The organism is Psychrobacillus sp. FSL W7-1457, from assembly GCF_038593405.1.
In the GTDB taxonomy this organism is placed as follows: Bacteria; Bacillota; Bacilli; order Bacillales_A; family Planococcaceae; genus Psychrobacillus.
Genome location: NZ_CP151993.1, coordinates 2,152,950 through 2,172,180, shown reverse-complemented (window position 1 = coordinate 2,172,180; position 19,231 = coordinate 2,152,950). Strand labels below are relative to the sequence as shown.

Annotated in this window: 15 protein-coding genes and 1 other annotated feature (1 of these 16 running past the window's edge); of the genes, 13 read left to right on the top strand and 2 right to left on the bottom strand. The window is 37.5% G+C overall.

All coding sequences use genetic code 11. From position 1 onward, the window contains the following. Positions 1-59: 59 nt before the first annotated feature. The 6 genes from bcd (at position 60) to NSQ95_RS10520 (ending at position 7,363) form a co-directional block, all read left to right on the top strand. On the top strand, positions 60-1,154 hold the full coding sequence (gene bcd / locus NSQ95_RS10545) for a branched-chain amino acid dehydrogenase (RefSeq protein WP_340883286.1): 1,095 nt from the start codon (positions 60-62) through the stop codon (positions 1,152-1,154). Positions 1,155-1,240: 86 nt separating this feature from the next. Further along, positions 1,241-2,671, top strand: coding sequence for a dihydrolipoyl dehydrogenase (lpdA, locus tag NSQ95_RS10540; protein ID WP_340883287.1), 1,431 nt, complete (start codon positions 1,241-1,243; stop codon positions 2,669-2,671). A gap of 19 nt (positions 2,672-2,690) precedes the next feature. Next, on the top strand, positions 2,691-3,701 hold the full coding sequence (locus NSQ95_RS10535; protein ID WP_340883288.1) for a thiamine pyrophosphate-dependent dehydrogenase E1 component subunit alpha: 1,011 nt from the start codon (positions 2,691-2,693) through the stop codon (positions 3,699-3,701). Then, positions 3,701-4,684 carry an alpha-ketoacid dehydrogenase subunit beta gene (locus tag NSQ95_RS10530; RefSeq protein ID WP_340883289.1) on the top strand — a complete coding sequence of 328 codons (984 nt, stop codon included), beginning with the start codon at positions 3,701-3,703 and terminating at the stop codon, positions 4,682-4,684. The genes NSQ95_RS10535 and NSQ95_RS10530 overlap by 1 nt, the downstream gene beginning before the upstream one ends. A gap of 49 nt (positions 4,685-4,733) precedes the next feature. Beyond that, positions 4,734-6,050 (top strand): dihydrolipoamide acetyltransferase family protein, encoded by a 1,317-nt coding sequence (locus tag NSQ95_RS10525; protein ID WP_340883290.1) that lies wholly within the window; start codon positions 4,734-4,736, stop codon positions 6,048-6,050. 320 nt (positions 6,051-6,370) lie between these two features. Next, the gene (locus NSQ95_RS10520) at positions 6,371-7,363 is read left to right on the top strand and encodes an LLM class flavin-dependent oxidoreductase (protein WP_340883291.1); all 993 of its coding nucleotides are present in this window, start codon (positions 6,371-6,373) and stop codon (positions 7,361-7,363) included. Between the two features lie 83 nt (positions 7,364-7,446). Here the strand turns inward: NSQ95_RS10520 and NSQ95_RS10515 are convergent, their stop codons facing one another. After that, positions 7,447-8,079, bottom strand: a complete 633-nt coding sequence (locus NSQ95_RS10515) for a type II CAAX endopeptidase family protein (RefSeq protein WP_340883292.1) — start codon at positions 8,077-8,079, stop codon at positions 7,447-7,449. Between the two features lie 228 nt (positions 8,080-8,307). Between NSQ95_RS10515 and NSQ95_RS10510 the strand changes: the two genes are divergently transcribed. Next, complete coding sequence (locus NSQ95_RS10510) at positions 8,308-8,679, top strand: YolD-like family protein (RefSeq protein WP_340883293.1); 372 nt, start codon at positions 8,308-8,310, stop codon at positions 8,677-8,679. A 121-nt stretch (positions 8,680-8,800) separates the two neighbouring features. Here the strand turns inward: NSQ95_RS10510 and NSQ95_RS10505 are convergent, their stop codons facing one another. Next, the gene (locus NSQ95_RS10505; RefSeq protein WP_340883294.1) at positions 8,801-9,682 is read right to left on the bottom strand and encodes a LysR family transcriptional regulator; all 882 of its coding nucleotides are present in this window, start codon (positions 9,680-9,682) and stop codon (positions 8,801-8,803) included. Between the two features lie 103 nt (positions 9,683-9,785). Between NSQ95_RS10505 and NSQ95_RS10500 the strand changes: the two genes are divergently transcribed. The 6 genes from NSQ95_RS10500 (at position 9,786) to NSQ95_RS10475 (ending at position 18,816) form a co-directional block, all read left to right on the top strand. Beyond that, positions 9,786-10,856 (top strand): citrate/2-methylcitrate synthase, encoded by a 1,071-nt coding sequence (locus NSQ95_RS10500; RefSeq protein WP_340883295.1) that lies wholly within the window; start codon positions 9,786-9,788, stop codon positions 10,854-10,856. 626 nt (positions 10,857-11,482) lie between these two features. After that, complete coding sequence (locus NSQ95_RS10495; RefSeq protein ID WP_342559644.1) at positions 11,483-12,229, top strand: SDR family oxidoreductase; 747 nt, start codon at positions 11,483-11,485, stop codon at positions 12,227-12,229. 96 nt (positions 12,230-12,325) lie between these two features. After that, the gene (locus tag NSQ95_RS10490) at positions 12,326-13,264 is read left to right on the top strand and encodes a DUF2268 domain-containing putative Zn-dependent protease (protein WP_342559643.1); all 939 of its coding nucleotides are present in this window, start codon (positions 12,326-12,328) and stop codon (positions 13,262-13,264) included. Positions 13,265-13,356: 92 nt separating this feature from the next. Beyond that, complete coding sequence (locus tag NSQ95_RS10485) at positions 13,357-14,232, top strand: serine/threonine protein kinase (RefSeq protein ID WP_342559642.1); 876 nt, start codon at positions 13,357-13,359, stop codon at positions 14,230-14,232. A 431-nt stretch (positions 14,233-14,663) separates the two neighbouring features. Further along, a complete protein-coding gene (locus NSQ95_RS10480; RefSeq protein ID WP_342559641.1) occupies positions 14,664-16,016 on the top strand; it encodes an amidohydrolase family protein in 1,353 nt (450 codons plus the stop codon). 205 nt (positions 16,017-16,221) lie between these two features. Further along, complete coding sequence (locus NSQ95_RS10475; protein WP_342559640.1) at positions 16,222-18,816, top strand: cation-translocating P-type ATPase; 2,595 nt, start codon at positions 16,222-16,224, stop codon at positions 18,814-18,816. Between the two features lie 237 nt (positions 18,817-19,053). Beyond that, positions 19,054-19,231, top strand: a binding site (T-box leader); it runs 79 nt beyond the window's last position.

The window sequence follows — 19,231 nt, the reverse complement described above, 5'->3', positions numbered from 1 at the left end:
GGTATTTACTATAAATCATTTATACAAGCACCAATTTAACTACTAGGAGGAACTTACAAATGGAAATCTTTAAATATATGGAAACTTATGATTATGAACAATTAGTATTTTGCCAAGACAAAACTTCAGGACTTAAAGCTATTATTGCTATTCATGACACTACATTAGGACCGGCTCTTGGTGGTACTCGTATGTGGAATTATGCTTCGGAAGAAGAAGCGATTGAGGATGCTCTTCGTCTTGCTAAAGGTATGACTTATAAAAATGCAGCAGCAGGACTTAATCTTGGTGGAGGAAAAACTGTAATTATTGGGGATCCATTAAAAGATAAAAATGAAGAAATGTTCCGTGCATTTGGACGTTTCATCCAAGGGTTAAATGGTCGTTATATTACAGCTGAAGACGTAGGTACTACGGTTGCAGATATGGACCTTATCCATGAAGAAACTAATTACGTAACTGGTATTTCAGAGGCGTTTGGTTCTTCAGGTAACCCATCTCCAGTAACAGCTTATGGTGTTTACGTTGGGATGAAGGCTGCAGCTAAAGAAGCATTTGGTTCTGATTCATTAAAAGGAAAAACAATTGCAGTACAAGGCGTAGGGAATGTGGCTTATACGCTATGTGAATTCCTACATGAAGAAGGAGCAAAATTAGTTGTTGCTGATATTAACCAAAAATCTGTGGATCGTGCAGTAGAAGCATTCGGTGCTGTACAAGTAGGAACAGATGAAATCTACTCACAAGACGTAGATATCTTTGCTCCTTGTGCGCTTGGGGCAATTATTAATGATAATACGATTCCTCAATTAAAAGCTAAGGTAATTGCTGGTTCAGCCAATAACCAATTGAAAGATACAACACATGGCGACATCATTCATGAAATGGGTATCGTGTATGCACCAGATTATGTTATTAACTCTGGTGGAGTGATCAATGTAGCAGATGAATTATATGGTTACAACCATGACCGTGCGATGAAACGCGTGGCAGGTATTTATGACAAAATTGAACGTATTTTTGAAATTTCAAAACGCGACGGAATTCCAACTTATGTAGCTGCGGACCGTTTAGCTGAAGAGCGTATCGCGCGTGTAAGCAAATCTCGTAGCCAATTTTTACAAAACGGAAAACATATTTTAAATGGCCGTTAATCAATAATTATATCCTAGTAGCAAATTGGCCGACTTTATAGATTCCTTGTAAAGCCGGCCTTCTTATTTGGAAGGAGACGATTCATTTGGCAAAAGAATACGACGTAGTAATTATTGGTGGAGGAACTGGTGGGTATGTAGCTGCCATTCGTTCAGCTCAATTAGGTTTAAAAACAGCAATTGTTGAAAAAGGCAAACTAGGTGGTACATGTTTACATAAAGGTTGTATTCCAAGTAAAGCATTACTTCGAAGTGCTGAGGTTTTTTCTACTACTAAAAATCATGCAGCCGACTTTGGTGTAAATACAAGTGAAGTAACATTAGATTTTAGTAGAGTGCAAGCCCGTAAGGAATCCATTGTGAACCAATTATTTCAAGGAGTTCAGGGGTTGATGAAAAAAGGCAAGATTGATGTGTATGAAGGAACAGGCAGAATGCTCGGGCCATCCATTTTCTCTCCGTCTCCTGGGGGGACCGTCTCGGTTGAGATGAATAATGGAGAAGAAAATGAAATGCTTATCCCTAAAAATGTGGTTATTGCTACTGGTTCGCGTCCACGCTCCTTGCCAGGTCTGTCGATAGATGGTTCGCTAGTGATGACTTCAGACGAGGCATTAGCGATGACTGAGCTGCCTAAGTCAATTCTAATTGTCGGCGGTGGAGTAATTGGTATTGAATGGGCTTCGATGCTAAATGATTTTGGTGTAGAAGTAACGGTCATTGAATACGCTGATCGTATTATCCCTACGGAAGACAAAGACATTTCTAAAGAAATGCAAAAACTTTTAGGGAAAAAGGGAATCACCTTTGCAACTAATGCAAAAGTACTTCCAGATACGTTAAATACAAATGATAATGTTGTTAAAATATCTGCTGAGGTTAACGGGGAAACTCAATTGTTTACTGCTGAAAAAATGCTTGTATCAGTTGGTAGACAAGCAAATACAGAAGGTATTGGTATAGAAAATACAGATATCGTGATTGAAAATGGATTTATTCAGGTTTCTGAAACATTTCAAACAAAGGAATCTCATATATATGCCATTGGCGATGTAATTGGTGGACTTCAATTGGCACATGTGGCAAGCCATGAGGGGATAACAGCGATAGAGCATATTGCTGGCGAAGAAATAATCCCAATGGATTACAATCTTGTATCTCGCTGTATTTATGCAAGTCCTGAAAGCTCAAGTGTAGGAATTACAGAGCAACAGGCAAGAGAAAAGGGATTTGATGTAAAGGTAGGCAAGTTCTCTTTTAAAGCAATTGGTAAGGCTCTTGTGTACGGTGAATCAGATGGGTTTGTTAAAATTGTGGCCGATAAAGAAACCAATGACATATTAGGTGTTCATATGATTGGTCCACACGTAACAGATATGATTTCAGAGGCTGGCTTGGCAATGGTTCTTGATGCTACTCCTTGGGAAATTGCACAAACAATTCATCCACATCCAACCTTAAGTGAAATAATGGGAGAAGCAGCGTTAGCTGTTGATGGTAAAGCTATTCATATGTAAAAAAAAGGGGGATCTCTATATGACAAACAATCGTCATGAGGAATTAGGGTTATCAAATGAAGACGTATTAAAGATGTTCGAGACGATGTTAATGGCACGACGTATTGATGAGCGTATGTGGCTGTTAAACCGTGCAGGTAAAATTCCATTCGTTATCTCTTGTCAGGGACAAGAGGCAGCTCAGGTAGGAGCCGCATTTGCTTTAGATAATACAAAGGATTATATCGCTCCTTACTATAGAGATATGGGGGTAGTATTACATTTCGGTATGACTCCAAAAGATTTAATGCTATCAGCATTTGCTAAAGCCGAGGATCCAAACTCAGGCGGTCGTCAAATGCCAGGACATTTTGGTCAGAAGAAAAATCGTATTTTAACAGGCTCCTCACCAGTTACAACTCAACTTCCTCATGCAGTGGGTGTTGCTTTAGCTGCCAAGATTGAAAAGAAAGACTTCATTACCTTTGTTACATTAGGAGAAGGTTCATCTAACCAAGGAGATTTCCATGAAGGATTGAACTTTGCGGGAGTACATCAATTACCTTGTATAACAATGGTTGAAAACAATAAATATGCAATATCAGTTCCTTTTGAGCGTCAGGTTGCTAGTAAGAATGTAGCAGACCGTGCTAGTAGCTACGGAATGCCAGGCGTAACGGTGGATGGTAAAGATCCAATCGAGGTATACAGAGTAGTAAAAGAAGCTGCTGACCGCGCAAGAAACGGAGAAGGACCGAGTCTTATAGAAGCAGTTACTTACCGTTTGACAGCCCATTCATCAGATGACGATGATAGACAATACCGTACCGCAGAAGACATTGCAGAAGGTAAAGCTTTAGATCCTATTATTACCTTTGCACAATATTTAAGAGATTTAGATATTCTTTCTACCGATTTAGAAAAAGAGATCAATGACCGCATTATGAAGGAAGTAAATGAGGCAACTGATTATGCAGAGGCTGCACCATATGCTGCTCCAGAAGATGCATTAAAACATGTTTATGCTGAAAAAGACGGGGGGAACGCATAATGGCAATCATGTCTTATATAGATGCAATAACACTTGCAATGAAGGAAGAAATGACCCGCGATGAGCGCGTTTTCGTTCTTGGGGAAGATGTTGGTCGTAAGGGCGGCGTGTTCAAAGCAACAAACGGACTTTACGATGAATTCGGTGAATATAGAGTGTTAGATACACCACTTGCAGAATCTGCTATTGCAGGTGTAGGAATCGGAGCTGCAATGTATGGTCTTCGTCCAATCGCAGAAATGCAATTTGCAGATTTTATCATGCCTGCAGTCAACCAAATTATCTCTGAGGCATCTCGTATTCGCTACCGTTCTAACAATGACTGGACTTGTCCTATTGTATTCCGAGCTCCTTTTGGTGGTGGTATTCATGGTGCTCTCTATCACTCTCAATCAGTAGAGGCTATCTTTGCTAACCAGCCTGGACTAAAAATAGTTATTCCTTCTACTCCGTATGATGCGAAAGGATTGTTAAAAGCAGCTATTCGTGATGAGGACCCGGTTATGTTTTTTGAACACAAGCGTGCTTATCGCCTTATTAAAGGAGAAGTACCGGACGGCGATTATACGATTGAAATTGGTAAGGCAGACGTAAAACGTGAAGGGGAAGATATTACTGTTATAACTTATGGCTTAGCAGTACATTTCGCTCTTCAAGCTGCAGAACGCTTAGAAAAAGATGGTATTTCAGCTCATATTTTAGATTTACGTACAATTTACCCGTTAGACAAAGATTCAATTATAGAAGCAGCATCTAAAACAGGTAAAGTATTACTTGTAACGGAGGATAACAAAGAAGGTAGTGTAATCAGTGAGGTCGCAGCGATTATTGCCGAAAACTGCTTGTTTGACTTAGATGCTCCGATTATGCGCCTTGCTGGTCCTGATGTTCCAGCTATGCCATATGCACCTACTATGGAAAAATTCTTTATGATTAATCCAGATAAAGTCGAAAAAGCAATGCGTGAGCTGGCGGAATATTAAGCTATAGAAAAACGCCTAAGCAAATTTGATCTATAAAGGAGGAACCCATATGGCACTAGAACAAATTAAAATGCCTCAGCTTGGGGAAAGTGTAACCGAGGGAACAATCGAAAAATGGTTAGTAAAACCAGGCGATCATGTTAATAAGTATGACGCACTTGCAGAGGTTAACACAGATAAAGTAACTGCAGAAGTACCTTCTTCCTTCACGGGAGTTATTAAAGAACTTATTGCCAATGAAGGAGATACACTTGCAGTAGGAGAAATCGTTTGTACGATTGAAACAGAAGGAGGCTCTTCTGAAGAAATCGTAGAGGTAAAGGAAGCGGCGCCTGAAGAACCAACTGCGGAAACGGTTAAACCAGCTGAGGTGAATAAGCATGCACAGTCAGCCCCAACAGACCGTGCAAAAGGAGCAAAAGCTCGTTACTCACCTGCAGTTCTTAAACTTTCTCAGGAGCATGATATTGATCTTTCATTAGTCACTGGTACTGGTAATGAAGGTAGAATTACTCGTAAGGATTTACTGAAAATAATAGAAAGTGGAGAAATTCCACAGCCGACACCAGCTAGCGAGCCTAAGGTTGAGGAAAAAGCGGCTATAGCTTCTGCTCCTACTAACACTCAAACAAAGCCAGCTTCTATTAATGTCCCAGTCGGAGCAGGTGACATCGAAATTCCAGTAACTGGTGTCCGTAAAGCAATTGCTGCAAATATGCTTCGTAGTAAGCATGAGGCACCTCACGCTTGGACAATGATTGAAGTAGATGTGACGAACCTAGTACAGTACCGTGATTCGATTAAAAATGAATTTAAACAAAAAGAAGGCTTTAATGTTACTTATTTTGCATTCTTTGTGAAAGCAGTAGCGCAAGCATTAAAAGAATTTCCAATGATGAATTCTATGTGGGCTGGCGACAAAATTATCCAAAAGAAAGACATCAATATTTCAATTGCAGTTGCAACGGATGATGCCTTATTTGTTCCAGTAATTAAGCATGCAGACGAAAAGACGATTAAAGGCATTGCTCGTGAAGTAATGGAGCTAGCAGGAAAAGTCCGATCTGGTAAGCTTAAATCTGATGAGATGCAAGGTGGTACCTTCACTGTAAACAATACAGGTTCATTTGGCTCTGTTCAATCGATGGGGATCATTAACTATCCACAAGCAGCAATTCTTCAGGTAGAGTCTATTGTAAAACGACCAGTAATTATGGAGGGCGGCATGATTGCTGCTAGAGATATGGTGAATCTATGTTTATCTCTCGATCATCGTGTATTAGATGGCCTTGTATGTGGTCGTTTCTTAGCTCGCGTGAAAGAAATTTTAGAGAATATTTCGAAAGAAAATACTTCAGTATACTAAAATATACTTACGTCCAAATATTAGATATAAATCGAGGAATCGTCTCGAGTGCGTGTTGACCGACCGATTATTCGGATTGACCGACCGATTATCGACCGGAACCGACCGATTATTTCAGAAAACCGACCGATTCCAATAAAAAAGTCCGCCAAGGCGGGCTTTTTCATCTGTTTAGGTGAGGGGGAGTCTCTTTTTAAGAGGCTCCCCTTATTATCTATTTAGCAAATTCCAAGACCCTTTCGTTTACTTTTTCTTACTATTTCTATAGCATTTAAATAGAAATTAGAGAATGTATAGCAAACGAAGGAGCGAATATATATATGAAATTAAGTGTGTTAGATCAAGCACCGATCACTAAAGGAAATAATGCAATAGATGCATTGAAAAAAGCAGAAGAATTAGCAATTTTAGCTGATGAGCTCGGCTATCACCGAATGTGGATGGCGGAGCATCACGGAACAAGTGCTTTTGCAAGCTCAGCTCCAGAAATTATTGCTGCTCAACTTGCTGCGAAAACGACTAACCTTCGAATTGGAACGGGCGGAGTAATGATGATGCATTACTCAGCACTTAAGCTGGCGGAGGTATTTAAAACGTTAAGTGCTTTTTCTCCAGGAAGAATTGACTTTGGAGTAGGACGTGCCCCGGGCGGGGACAACTATGCGATGTACGCTCTTTCAGAAGGACGTCCGCCTATGGTGAATAATTTATACGAAAAGTTAGGGACAGCACTGGAGCTTTTAAATGATGAGGTACCTGAGGACAGTGTGTATAATAGAACCATTGCATCACCATCTAACGTCGTACTTCCTGAAGCATGGCTGCTTGGATCCACTGGGAACAGTGCCATTAAGGCTGGACAGATGGGACTAGGTTATTCATTTGCTCAGTTCTTCCAGGGTGGGATGACTCCAACAATTTTAGATGCTTATCGTTCGAATTTTAAACCTTCAGCATTTATGAAAAAGCCAGAAATCAATGTAACCTATTTAGTAACTGTTGCAGAAACTAAGGAAGAGGCGGAATTTGAGGCGCTACCACAAGATATTTCTAGACTTTCACTTATGAAAGGACAGATTAGCCAGCTTATGACACCGGAAGAGGCACAAAATTATCCTTTAACAGAAATGGATCGGATGATGATTCAAGAAAACCGCAAAATCCACTTAGTAGGATCTGCAAAGGAAGTAGCTAATACTCTTCAAGAGGAACAGGCACATTATGGCTTCGACGAAGTGATGATTTGTAGTATCCCACACTCTCAACAAAAGCGACTAGACGTTTACCGATTGCTAGCAAAAGAATTAATGTAGTGTATTCGAGGCTCTGCTATATGCAGGGCCTTTTTAATGTACTTTCTTTTGAGATGCTATGTTAAAATGCCGGCTGCAATCGGTTAAAAGAATAGAGATAGCTTTCCGATATACAAATTCCAAATAGCATGTGTGACCATGGAAGGTATGACGGATTTCGATTTTATAGTAATACAAGCTAATACCACCCCTGCAATAAGTGAAAGGAATAGGTACGCCGGGTGGAAAAGAGAAAAAAGTATTGAAGTTAGAACCACAGCCCATACTGGCTTGACTACTTTTAATAGAGCAAATAATAGTACCCCTCTAAAAAGAAGCTCCTCCCAAATTGGAGCAAAGATGACAGCATCTATTAAGGAAAGTTGGTTGAAACCCTCAAGTAAACCATTTTTGTAATAAACGATAAGACTTCGGTCCATTAAAATTTCATAACGAATGCTTAACTTTAATATTAGGTAGGGGATAATAATTCCCACTAACATATATAGATATGTCCGAGAACTTTTAAATGGCTTGAAATTTAGTAAGGGGACTATTAAATTTCTTACTGGACTAAAGCTTATGGATAACAAAATGAAAATAGTAAACCAAATAAGTGTGCCATATCCGTTAAAAAAATGGCTATTAAAATAACTCACTCCATAGCCTGTTAGCATAAGTAAAACAGCATACACAAAATTATTTAATGTAATATTTTTTCTGTTAGCTACAAGCATCTTGATCTCCCTCACTGTTATATCGGAACCTACCACAAATTTAACATAAATATCCATTTTAGAACAACATTAATTAGAATTTTACTGGTAATAATGGCGACTTTTTATTAAATAATCACTTTCTTAAGCATAACTATTATGTAAAGGCTGTTCATGCCTAGGGATAAATTGGTGGTTGTATAAGGAACGTGTGTTCTGTATAATAGTCAAAAAAGAAAGGTGATGGAGATGACTAATTTCGAGGAAGAATGGAACGAGTTTGATTTATCTAAAATACGTGATAGAGGCTCAAAAAAATGGGTGGCTATGATGTTGCCTGAGCATGTAACAATGTTGAGAGACTATCATGAGGAGATAAAAAAAGTTCCACGCCCAGATCTAAATGAATTCGACTACGAAGCAATTCAAGAACAAATAGAAATTGCTATGAAAAGAAATGTCGATATAGAAATTAAACGTTGGAGGGATGGAGAATTTTTATATCATCGTGGGACCATTCAATGGATTGATTTAAATAGGCGTGTTCTTGAGTTAGACGATCCCTATCGTTTTTATGAAGTAAAGATTGATGAAATAGTCGATGTAACCATTCTAGAGTAATCGTAGTTAAAAGCTGCTGGTATGTAGGGAATCAATAAATTTAAACAACGTGAAATCAGCAATTTAATTTTACGTTTTTATCTCATATTAAGGAAGTTAGGGCAGATACACTATGCTTAACCTACCCAAAATAATATTTGGAAATTTGGGATATAAACTCTTCTTCGAGCACGCCCTTCTTTTTAATAATTATAAATGTAGAAACTGTAGGCAGTTCAAACAAATCAAAATGTGGTTGCATCATCTTTCCCTCGATTAATTCTCGTCTCACAATAGAGTGAGGAAGAAAGGATATACCGAGTCCTTCTTGGATAAAGCGTTTAGTAATATGTGCCTGCGTAACCTTCATCGTTCTTAATCCGACTACATGCTTATTCAGCTTTAATAACAGTTCATCCCAAAACACAGGATGATGGTGGGTAAAAAGATAATTTTTTTGAAGAATATCTTTTATATCTATTGGGGGTCCATTTTCTTCATCAAAGCCATCGTAAGGCATTAAAAACAGAATAGGATCCTCATATATCGAGATCGATTCTATATTTTTTTTCTGAGAATCAATTGCTGATATTCCTATATTTACTTCACCTGTATCTACTAAATCCTCAATTAGATTGGATTCCTCTACCCGAATATTTATCTCTAAGTCTGGATGACGCTTTAAGAAAGTCTTTAAAAAGTAAGGTAGGATTGTCTCTGCCATAAGCGGAGAAATGGCAATAGTCCATTTTCTTCGATACCCTTGTGCGAATGCACGTACATTGTTGACGCTATGATCTGTTTGTTGGACAAGCCGCATAGCTTCTGGGAGAAAAAATTTACCAGCGTCTGAAAGAGAAACACGATTGTTTACTCGATCGAAAAGAGGGGTACCTAAATATTCTTCAAGTAATTTAATATGGACAGTTACACTAGGCTGAGAAACCATTAATTTTTCAGAGGCTTTTCGAAAGTTTAAGGTTTCTGCTGCTACACAAAATGTTTTTAACCAATGGTATTCCATATATACACCCACTCAATTAATTTTTTTAATTAATATAATTATATATATTTAATTTTTATTATCAATGTTTTGAAATATAATAAAGAAAAAGGAGGCGTTTCGTATGTTTCAAAAGGGACTAAAGGATGTAGTTGCCGTTCATACAAAAATTGCATCAGTGGACGGGGAAAAGGGTGAGCTTAGATACCGAGGTGTGAAGGTAGATGAGCTTATAAATGAAGGGACATTTGAAGATATCGCAAGCTTTTTATGGTCAGGGGAAAGAGCAAATACAAGCTTGGCATCATTAAAAGAATATAGAGTGTTACCAAATCATGTAATCGCCATTATTGATGCTCTTCCAAGCGATTTTTCTTTAATGGATGCCATGAGAACAGCAATATCTGCCTTTGCACATACAGAATTTAGGGAAAAAACGCTAGAGGAGCAGGCAGTAATTTTAACGGCTGCATTGCCAGTTATTATTGCAAGGCATTACCGGAATCAAAAAGGATTACCGATAGTTGAACCTAAACAGGAGCTTAACCATACAGCAAACTATTTATGGATGTTAAATGGGGAAGTGCCAACAGATGTACAAGTTGAAGCACTTGAAACTTATTTAAAGCTGACGATGGAGCATGGTTTGAATGCTTCTACATTTGCTGCTCGAGTAACTATTTCAACCGAGTCAGACTTAACTGCAGCAGTAACATCAGCATTAGGAACAATGAAGGGACCATTGCATGGAGGTGCGCCTTCTGGAGTAATTTCACTACTTAATGAGTTTAAAAATCCTACAATGATTAGAGATATTGTAAGAGACAAGATTACGAGCGGTGAAAAAATTATGGGCTTCGGTCACCGCATCTATAAAACTGAAGACCCTCGATCTATTTTACTGAGAGATAAATGCCTAAATCTGCAAGGGAAAGATCCTTGGCTAGACATAGCGACTATAGCGGAAAAGGAGATTATTGAGTTACTGGCAGAACATAAGCCGGGGCGCAAATTATACACAAATGTAGAATATTATGCTGCAGCGATCATGCGTTCAATTGACATGCCAGCGGAACTATTTACACCAACTTTTAGTGCAGCAAGAATGGTTGGATGGACAGCACACGCAATTGAGCAAATTAGAGACAATACTATTTTCCGCCCACAATCCATTTATGTAGGGGAACTAAAATAAGTAAGAAACGTGGAGGTTCTTGACAGCTGTCAGGAACCTTTTTTATTTTGTATAAGAATAAATTAATAAGTTCTTACAGTAAAGTGTATAAAATACATGTTAATTTTGGTTATTCTGATATAAAATGGTAGGAGACATTTTATAAGAGGGAGGTTATAAATTTTTGAACCTCTTATTATATTTAGCTTTGTTAAAGTTATTGGTTGATTTTGACTAACAATTCTTTTTTATAGTGACTGTAAACATTATAAAAGTGACATTCAAATGATTATTAAGATCAAAAATAAATTATGAAATTGGAGTTCGTGACAGTTTTTCGGCTTAGTTTATGCGAGTAAATTTATTAGCACTTTATCGCTGCTAAAGCGGTTCTCGTTTATTGATTGGAGCGCCAGACGGCGACTCCAGCGGGATGAGTGAGACAGATAAGACATCACAACCACGCGCAATAGCGATGGGTGATGGCTTATCGCTCACCCCGCGAAAAAGCGTCCGGCTGGGGCGAAAAATCAATTTTACTCTCTGATCTAAGATTTCTTTGCATCATAAATCAACCCTACGCTTTAACATAGCCTTTTATTTATAAGTAACTATTTATTTCTATCTATTCACAAGGGGGAAAACAGATGAATAAAAAAATAGCTATAGTAACAGGAGCAAGTAATCAAAGAGACATTGGGACTGCTATCTGTCGAAAATTAGCCACCAAAGGAATAGATATATTCTTTACCTATTGGAAAGCCGAAAGTGAATGGATTCAACAATTTCAACAAGAAATAAACAACTTAGGTGTCCGTTGTGTAGGTTTGGACATTGATTTATCTGCCAGCGAGGCTTACGCACTTGTCCTTAATGCTGTAGAGGAGCAACTAGGAAAGCCTTCTATCCTAGTTAACAATGCGGCTCATTCCACAAACGATGGATACTTGAATTTAGACAGCAAGACGATAGATGATCATTATGCAGTTAACATGAGAACAGTATTTCTATTAAGTGCAGAATTTGCCAAGCGCTTTAAAAACAGTGAATTAAGAAGCGGAAGAATCATAAATATGACATCAGGTCAAGAGCTGGGCCCGATGCCCGGCGAGCTTGCCTACGCAGCAACCAAGGCTGCTATAACAGCTTTTACAAAATCATTATCGACAGAAGTTGCACCACTAGGAATAACAGTAAATGCTGTTAATCCAGGACCGACTGATTCTACCTGGATGACGGATGAAATAAGAGAACATCTATTACCGAAATTTCCAATGGGGCGAATCGGTCAACCAAAAGATGTCGCAGAGAGTGTAGCCTTCCTGGCAAGTGATGAAGCAGCTTGGATTACTGGTCAGGTTATACATTCGGAGGGTGGATTTGCACGTAGCTAGTCGTCATGAAGAATCCAACGTATAGCGTTACTGGATGGCCCGATAAACTTGCGTTAAAGATCTATTCCATTTCATCAACTTTACAGGGGGAAATTCATGATTAACTATTGGAGAATGTTTATATTTGTAGTTATCACTCTTCTTTTGTTTGGATGTAACGAAGATGTGGAAAAACCAGAAATTTTGCTGGATGAAAATCCTGTGATTTTTGAGCATAACGGTCAGCAGATTGAAATATACACGTTCTTTGATGAATACGAGAACTTTATCGAGAAGGCGGAAAAGGAACCAGATAATATAAAAGTATTATTTCAGCAAGAAGTAATGAAAGCCTTCGGAGAAAGTACAAATCATACAGTTTCTCTATATGAAGAAATATCAGCACCCAAGGATATAGATAAAGTAGGAGAATATTTAACACGATTGAAAAAGCAAGAAAATAATATAGATAAATGGATCAAGGAAGCTCTTCAGGATTCCGTAGACAATTTACCAGGAGAAGACAAGAAAGTCTATATATTTCCTTCTTTTATGGAGGAGGAAGCTTCGTTAAAAGACTTAGAATATGTAGGTGGATTAGTCTTAAATAAAGATGGTTTCATTTTAGAGATAAATCCTCTTTTTACAGAGCGCTCTCTAAAATATACCGTGGCACATGAATATCATCATACAGTCGCGATGGAAAGTGGATATTCAACGACCTTGCTGGAACGAAGTGTGTTGGAGGGAAAGGCAGATACTTTTTCAAAAACCATATATCCAGAAATGGAACCAGCATGGCTACAGTCCCTTTCCGGTTATTATAAGGAGCATGGGTGGGAAATTTTCATGGAAAACTTGAACTCCGAGGAATCAGAAATGTGGCATTTCCTTTTCAATGGTAATCATTTTAAAGGGATAGCTAAATGGACTAATTACAAAATTGGTTATGAAATCATGCAAAGCTTTTTAAAAGAAAATCGAGACGTTTCAATAGAGGAATGGACCAAGATGTCAGCGCAAGACATACTAGCTAAGAGCCAATATGCGGACTAAAGAGAGCATAGGATATTACCATGAATTTACTTTCTCATCTTACAAAGCGGAGAACTTTTTAAAAATGTGAATTTGAATTTCTTATGGAGGGAATGAATGTGAGATATGCACAATCATTAGTGTTAGACGGAGTGTCCTTTCAGTTAAAAGAACGTCATGATTTTAAATGGCTGAACGATTTTGGAGAGGTTTTTTGTGTCTTTGATAAGCAAGATTCAGGTAATATCTCATTTGGTGTACAGAAGGGGAATGTGAAAAGTCTTATAAAATATGCTGGTGCTCAAACTATAAACTATGCAGGAGATCCTAAAGAAGCTATAAAAAAACTCAAAAATGCAAAGGTAGTGTATAAAGAGTTAGAACATCCTTACTTAGTTAAACTAATTGATCATTTGGAGCTCCGAGAAGGATTTGTACTAGTGTTCGAATGGTTTGATGGATTAAACATACAAAAGAATGTTGAACTAAACTCTGCTTGTCATAGATTTAAGGAGCTTCCACTTGAATTACGCTTACAATCTCTTTCAACTATTTTTGAATTTCACGTTCATGTAGAAAAAAATAATTATGTAGCGATAGACTTTTACGATGGAAGCATCTTATATGATTTTAAACAAAATATTACTAAAATATGTGACGTGGATTTGTATCAAGTAAAACCGTTTTATAACCAAATAGGAAGGCTTTGGGGCTCTTCCAGGTTTATGTCACTAGAAGAGTTTACCCTCGCATCCGAAATTGATGGTCGATCCAATGTTTTCAATATGGGAGCAATGGCATTCGCTTTAGTTGGTGGAACTCTTGACCGTTCCTCTGATACGTGGGAAGCAGGGAGAGAATTATATCAGGTAGCTAAGAAAGCAGTGGAAAAGAATAGGAACAATCGTTATGCTTCAGTTATAGATTTCTATACCGAATGGAAGTTTTACGTAAAGGAATATGGTACTTATCCTCCCGAAAAAGTGTAATAGCTGTAACCCTTAATTTAAAAGTATATAGTGTGCCTCTTGCAGTTACTATGCAAGAGGCATTTTGTTTACACTTTTCCGTATGATAGAAATGAATCAGCTTCTATAAAATTATATTTTTGTATTTAAAAGGAAAAATAACTAGATGGATAGAATAATAAAAGTAGCTTATACTCATCCAATTTACTTTCTAGGTGAGTTAATGCCATAACTTACGAAAAACAATATTTGATTAGCAAACTATTTAATGAAATTAATGAGTTTATAAACAAAAAATAGTCTTTGTGAACTGAAGCCAACACCGTGTTTGAAAAAGGGAGAAATCGGGGAAATAGAAAGATGAGACCTTTTGAAACTTATAAAAAATGCGAGATGTTTATCACAACTAGTTTATATCTTACCTATACCTTGGGAGAAAAGGACAGAGCGCCATGGAGAATGCGGTATTATTATTAAAAAATGTTAATGTAATAGATGTAACTACTGGGAAAACTACTTATTCACATCTTCTTATCCAAAATGGCTATATTACTAGAATTTTTTCTGCCCACAAGCAGATTGGTAATATTCATAAAAAAGCAGTTATTTATGATTTGAAAAGAAAGTATGTAATACCAGGTTTGATTGATATGCACGTACATATGAAAAAAGATTATGCTCCTATTTTTACTGCAGCAGGCGTTACAACCGTTCGTAATACGGGCGGGAATGTTGGTGAATTAGAAAAACTAATACATGCGAATGAAGGTGCACCAACGCCAAGAGTTATTTCATCAGATAGAATTATCGATGGACCGCCTGGCTTGTGGGGTGAAAATAGTCCATGGAACATAAATATAAATGATGAACAAAGTGCTAGAGCAGAAGTTAGAAGGCAGGTTGAAGCGGGTGCTGATTTCATTAAGGTGTATGGTTGGTTATCCAAGGAGATTATGCAGGTAGTTGTTGATGAGGCAAAACTTCAGCAGAAAGAAGTCAGTTGTGATTTAATACACTCCTTGGAAGTAACTGCAACTGACGCTGCTAAAATGGGTATTAAATGGAATGAGCATGCTTCGGGTATTATAAAAGATATTTTCCCCAATTGGACCATGCAGGCAAATGAAGGTGTTTGGAAAGAAATTGATTGGGAAAATCCTGATGAGAAAAAGATCCGAGATGTTTGTAAAGTATTGGTGGAAAATAATGTTGTACTTTGTCCGACAATGGTTTTGTATGACCAAGCCAATTTAATGCGGAATTACTGGTATTCTGAAGAAAAGATAATGGACAAAATTAAAGAGAACTCCGTGTTAATGCAGCATTGGAGACGCTTTATCGAAAATACAAGTTCTTTGAGTAAATTGGGAATGCAACATACCTTTAACAAGGCCATTACAAAAGCTTATTTTGACTTAGGGGGCCGGGTGGTAGCTGGTACTGATACTCCTGCTGGCATTTTCACCTTTCCTGGTATGGCGCTTCACAGAGAGCTAGAGCTATTCGTAAAAAATGGTTTATCTGAAATAGATGCGATAAGGACAGCAACAATAAATGCAGCAGATGCCCTTAATAGACAAGATATAGGAGTCATTCAAGAAGGAACAATTGCGGATATGGTAGTACTAGAAAAAAACCCTTTAAAAGACATACGTTGCACAAAAGAAATTCATAGTATTATTAAGGGAGGGACTTTATACACGCAAGATGAATTACTTGAAAAAGTTCCTGTGGAAGAGAATATTAAAAAATCTATTGAGGAATTTATGAATAGTTTTCTAGATACCAATTATAAATCAAGCTAATTAAAATAATAAGATAGAATCTTTGACAGGAGCGGCAATTTCTAAAGCCTCTCCTGTTTTTATATGCATTAAAATCTCTTAAAATCGCATCATAATTTAAATCTATCATTATTTGTGTACTAATCTCTTAAATTCGCACATATATTCATATCTAAGTGATTGATTGGTATGTAACTATTTTAACTATTGAGTTTGGAGGAATCTAATGAATATCACAGCATACTACCAAAAATCAGTTCAAGAAGTAATGAAAGAGTTTGATGTTACTCAACAAGGGTTATCAGATTATGAAGTACGACAAAGACATAAAGAGAATGGCTTCAATGAATTGGAGGAAGGTAAAAGGAAAAATGCCATACAAGTATTTTTAGAGCAGTTTAATGATTTTCTAGTCATCATTTTAATAGTTGCCGCTGTAATTTCTGCTTTTTTAGGAGAATTAGAAAGTTCAATAGTTATTGTAATAGTAATTGTATTAAATGCAGTTTTAGGGACGGTACAACATATTAAAGCGGAAAAATCATTAGATAGCTTAAAAGAAATGGCCGCTCCTATAGCTAAGGTTCTGAGGAATGGAGAAGTTATGAAAATTCCATCCCGAGAGGTAGTGGTGGGAGACGTTCTCTATTTAGAAGTGGGAGATTATATTTGTGCAGATGGAAGAATGATGGAAAGCTATAGCTTACAAGTAAATGAGAGTTCATTGACAGGTGAATCCGAAGCAATAGACAAAATTGAAGCATTAATTGATAAAGAGGAGCTAGCAATTGGAGATAAGCGTAATATGGTCTTTTCAGGAAGTTTTGTTACTAATGGTAGAGGACGTGCTATTGTAACGTCCATTGGTATGTCTACTGAAATAGGCAAGATTGCTAATCTGTTGCAAAATGCAAAAGAAAAGAAAACCCCCTTACAAATGAATCTGGATCACTTTGGAAAGAGATTGGCTATTGGCATTATCATTATATGCCTAATCATTTTTGGACTAGACATTCTTAGAGGCCGAGAGCTAGTAGATTCTTTCATGTTTGCGGTATCCTTAGCGGTAGCTGCTATTCCGGAAGCATTAAGTTCAATCGTCACCATAGTACTTGCATTTGGCACACAGAAAATGGCAAAAGAAAATGCAATTATTCGAAAATTACGAGCAGCTGAAAGTTTAGGGAGTATCTCTGTTATTTGTACAGACAAAACTGGAACACTTACACAAAATAAAATGACAGTCCAGCATATTTACGTAAATGAGCAAACCATTGAAGCTAATAGAGCTAATATCAACAACGCACTCCATAAAAATTTAATGAGCATGGCGTTGCTTTGTAATGATTCGATAAGTACAGAAGAAAAAGAAATTGGAGATCCAACAGAAATTGCGCTTGTAAATTGGAGTAAACTATATAATTTTGATGAAGGGAACGTACGCCAACAATATTTCCGTGTAGGAGAAATGCCATTCGATTCTAATCGCAAGCTAATGAGTACGATTCATCGAATAAATAATCGATATATGATGATTACAAAAGGAGCAGTTGATGAGCTATTATCTCGAATAGTAAGAATGGAAACATCTACAGGCATTTCACCTATTAACATAGGGCAAATCGAAAGGATAAAACAAGCAAACCACCATTTTTCAAGCCATGGTCTAAGAATCCTTGCGTTTGCTTATAAAGAAGTAGATTCCCTGATAGTAAACATGGAAATGGAGCAGGATCTCACTTTCATTGGATTAGTCGCTATGATGGATCCCTTAAGACCAGAAACTAAACAAGCGGTAGAAGATTGTATTGAGGCAGGTATTAAGCCTGTTATGATTACTGGAGATCATAAAATTACCGCTACAGCTATAGCGAAAGAAATAGGGATAATAGAAGGTCCTCAGGAAGTAATGGAAGGGAAGGAAATTGAAAAATTATCAGATATAGAATTACAAGACGTAGTCGAGAATGTCTCTGTATATGCACGGGTATCCCCAGAACATAAAATCCGTATAGTAGAAGCTTGGCAAGAAAAAGGTCACGTTGTAGCGATGACAGGTGACGGTGTAAATGATGGACCAGCCTTGAAGCAAGCGGACATAGGGGTTGCTATGGGCATTACAGGTACTGAAGTTGCAAAGGATGCCTCTGCTATGATCTTGACTGATGATAATTTTTCAACCATTGTCAAAGCAGTTTCCAATGGGCGAAGTATTTACACTAACATTACCAATTCCATTATGTTTTTGCTATCCGGTAACACAGGGGCTATCCTAGTTGTACTGTATGCAACCATTCTTGCTTTACCTGCACCCTTTTTACCGGTTCATCTATTATTTATAAACTTGCTGACGGATAGTTTACCTGCCATTGCAATTGGTTTAGAGCCACACAATAAAAAAGTAATGAAAGAAAAGCCAAGGGACATTAAGGAACCGCTTCTAAATAAGAAGTTTGCTATACAGGTTGGATTAGAGGGCTTCCTCATCGCAGCAGTAACAATTATCGCCTTTCAAATAGGATTGGCGACTGGGGATACAATGGTCGCGACTACTATGGCGTTTGCAACCTTATGCTTGTCGCGATTATTTCATGGCTTTAATTGCCGATCAAAAGAGTCCATATTTAAAATTGGATTGTTTTCGAATCTAACTGTTTGGATAGCTTTTCTAATTGGTGTCATTCTTTTGAACCTAGTTTTGATATTCGAGCTATTTGACGTTGCAGCAATAAGTCGCTCTCAACTAGCGATGATTTATGGATTGGCTTTCGTACCATTCATAGTTATTCAAATAGATAGATTTTTCCTTGCTAAAAAATAAATATTGATTTATGAGTGGAACATTTTGTATAATTCTAATAATATAATGCTATGTTATAGGCTAGGGTTGAATTATAATACTCTTTAAATCAGAAAGTAGAATTGATTTCCGCACCAACCGGACGCTTTCCGCGGGGTGAGCGATAAGCCATCACCCATCGCTTCATTTAATTTGTACACTCGGTAAAAAAAAGAAATGTTTAGTAAAATCATCAATAACTTTAATATAACCTAATATAAAAAGGCGTTGAAGAGGAAAAGTAGAGTGATGATGTTATATAGAGAGCTTCTGATGGTGGAAATGAGGCAAGCTAGTCATTCGAACATGATCTCGGAGCTTCGTACTGAACGTTTCACAACTAGTAGGATACGACAAGAGTTGGCACTTGTTACCCATGTCAAAGTATAAAGGCTTT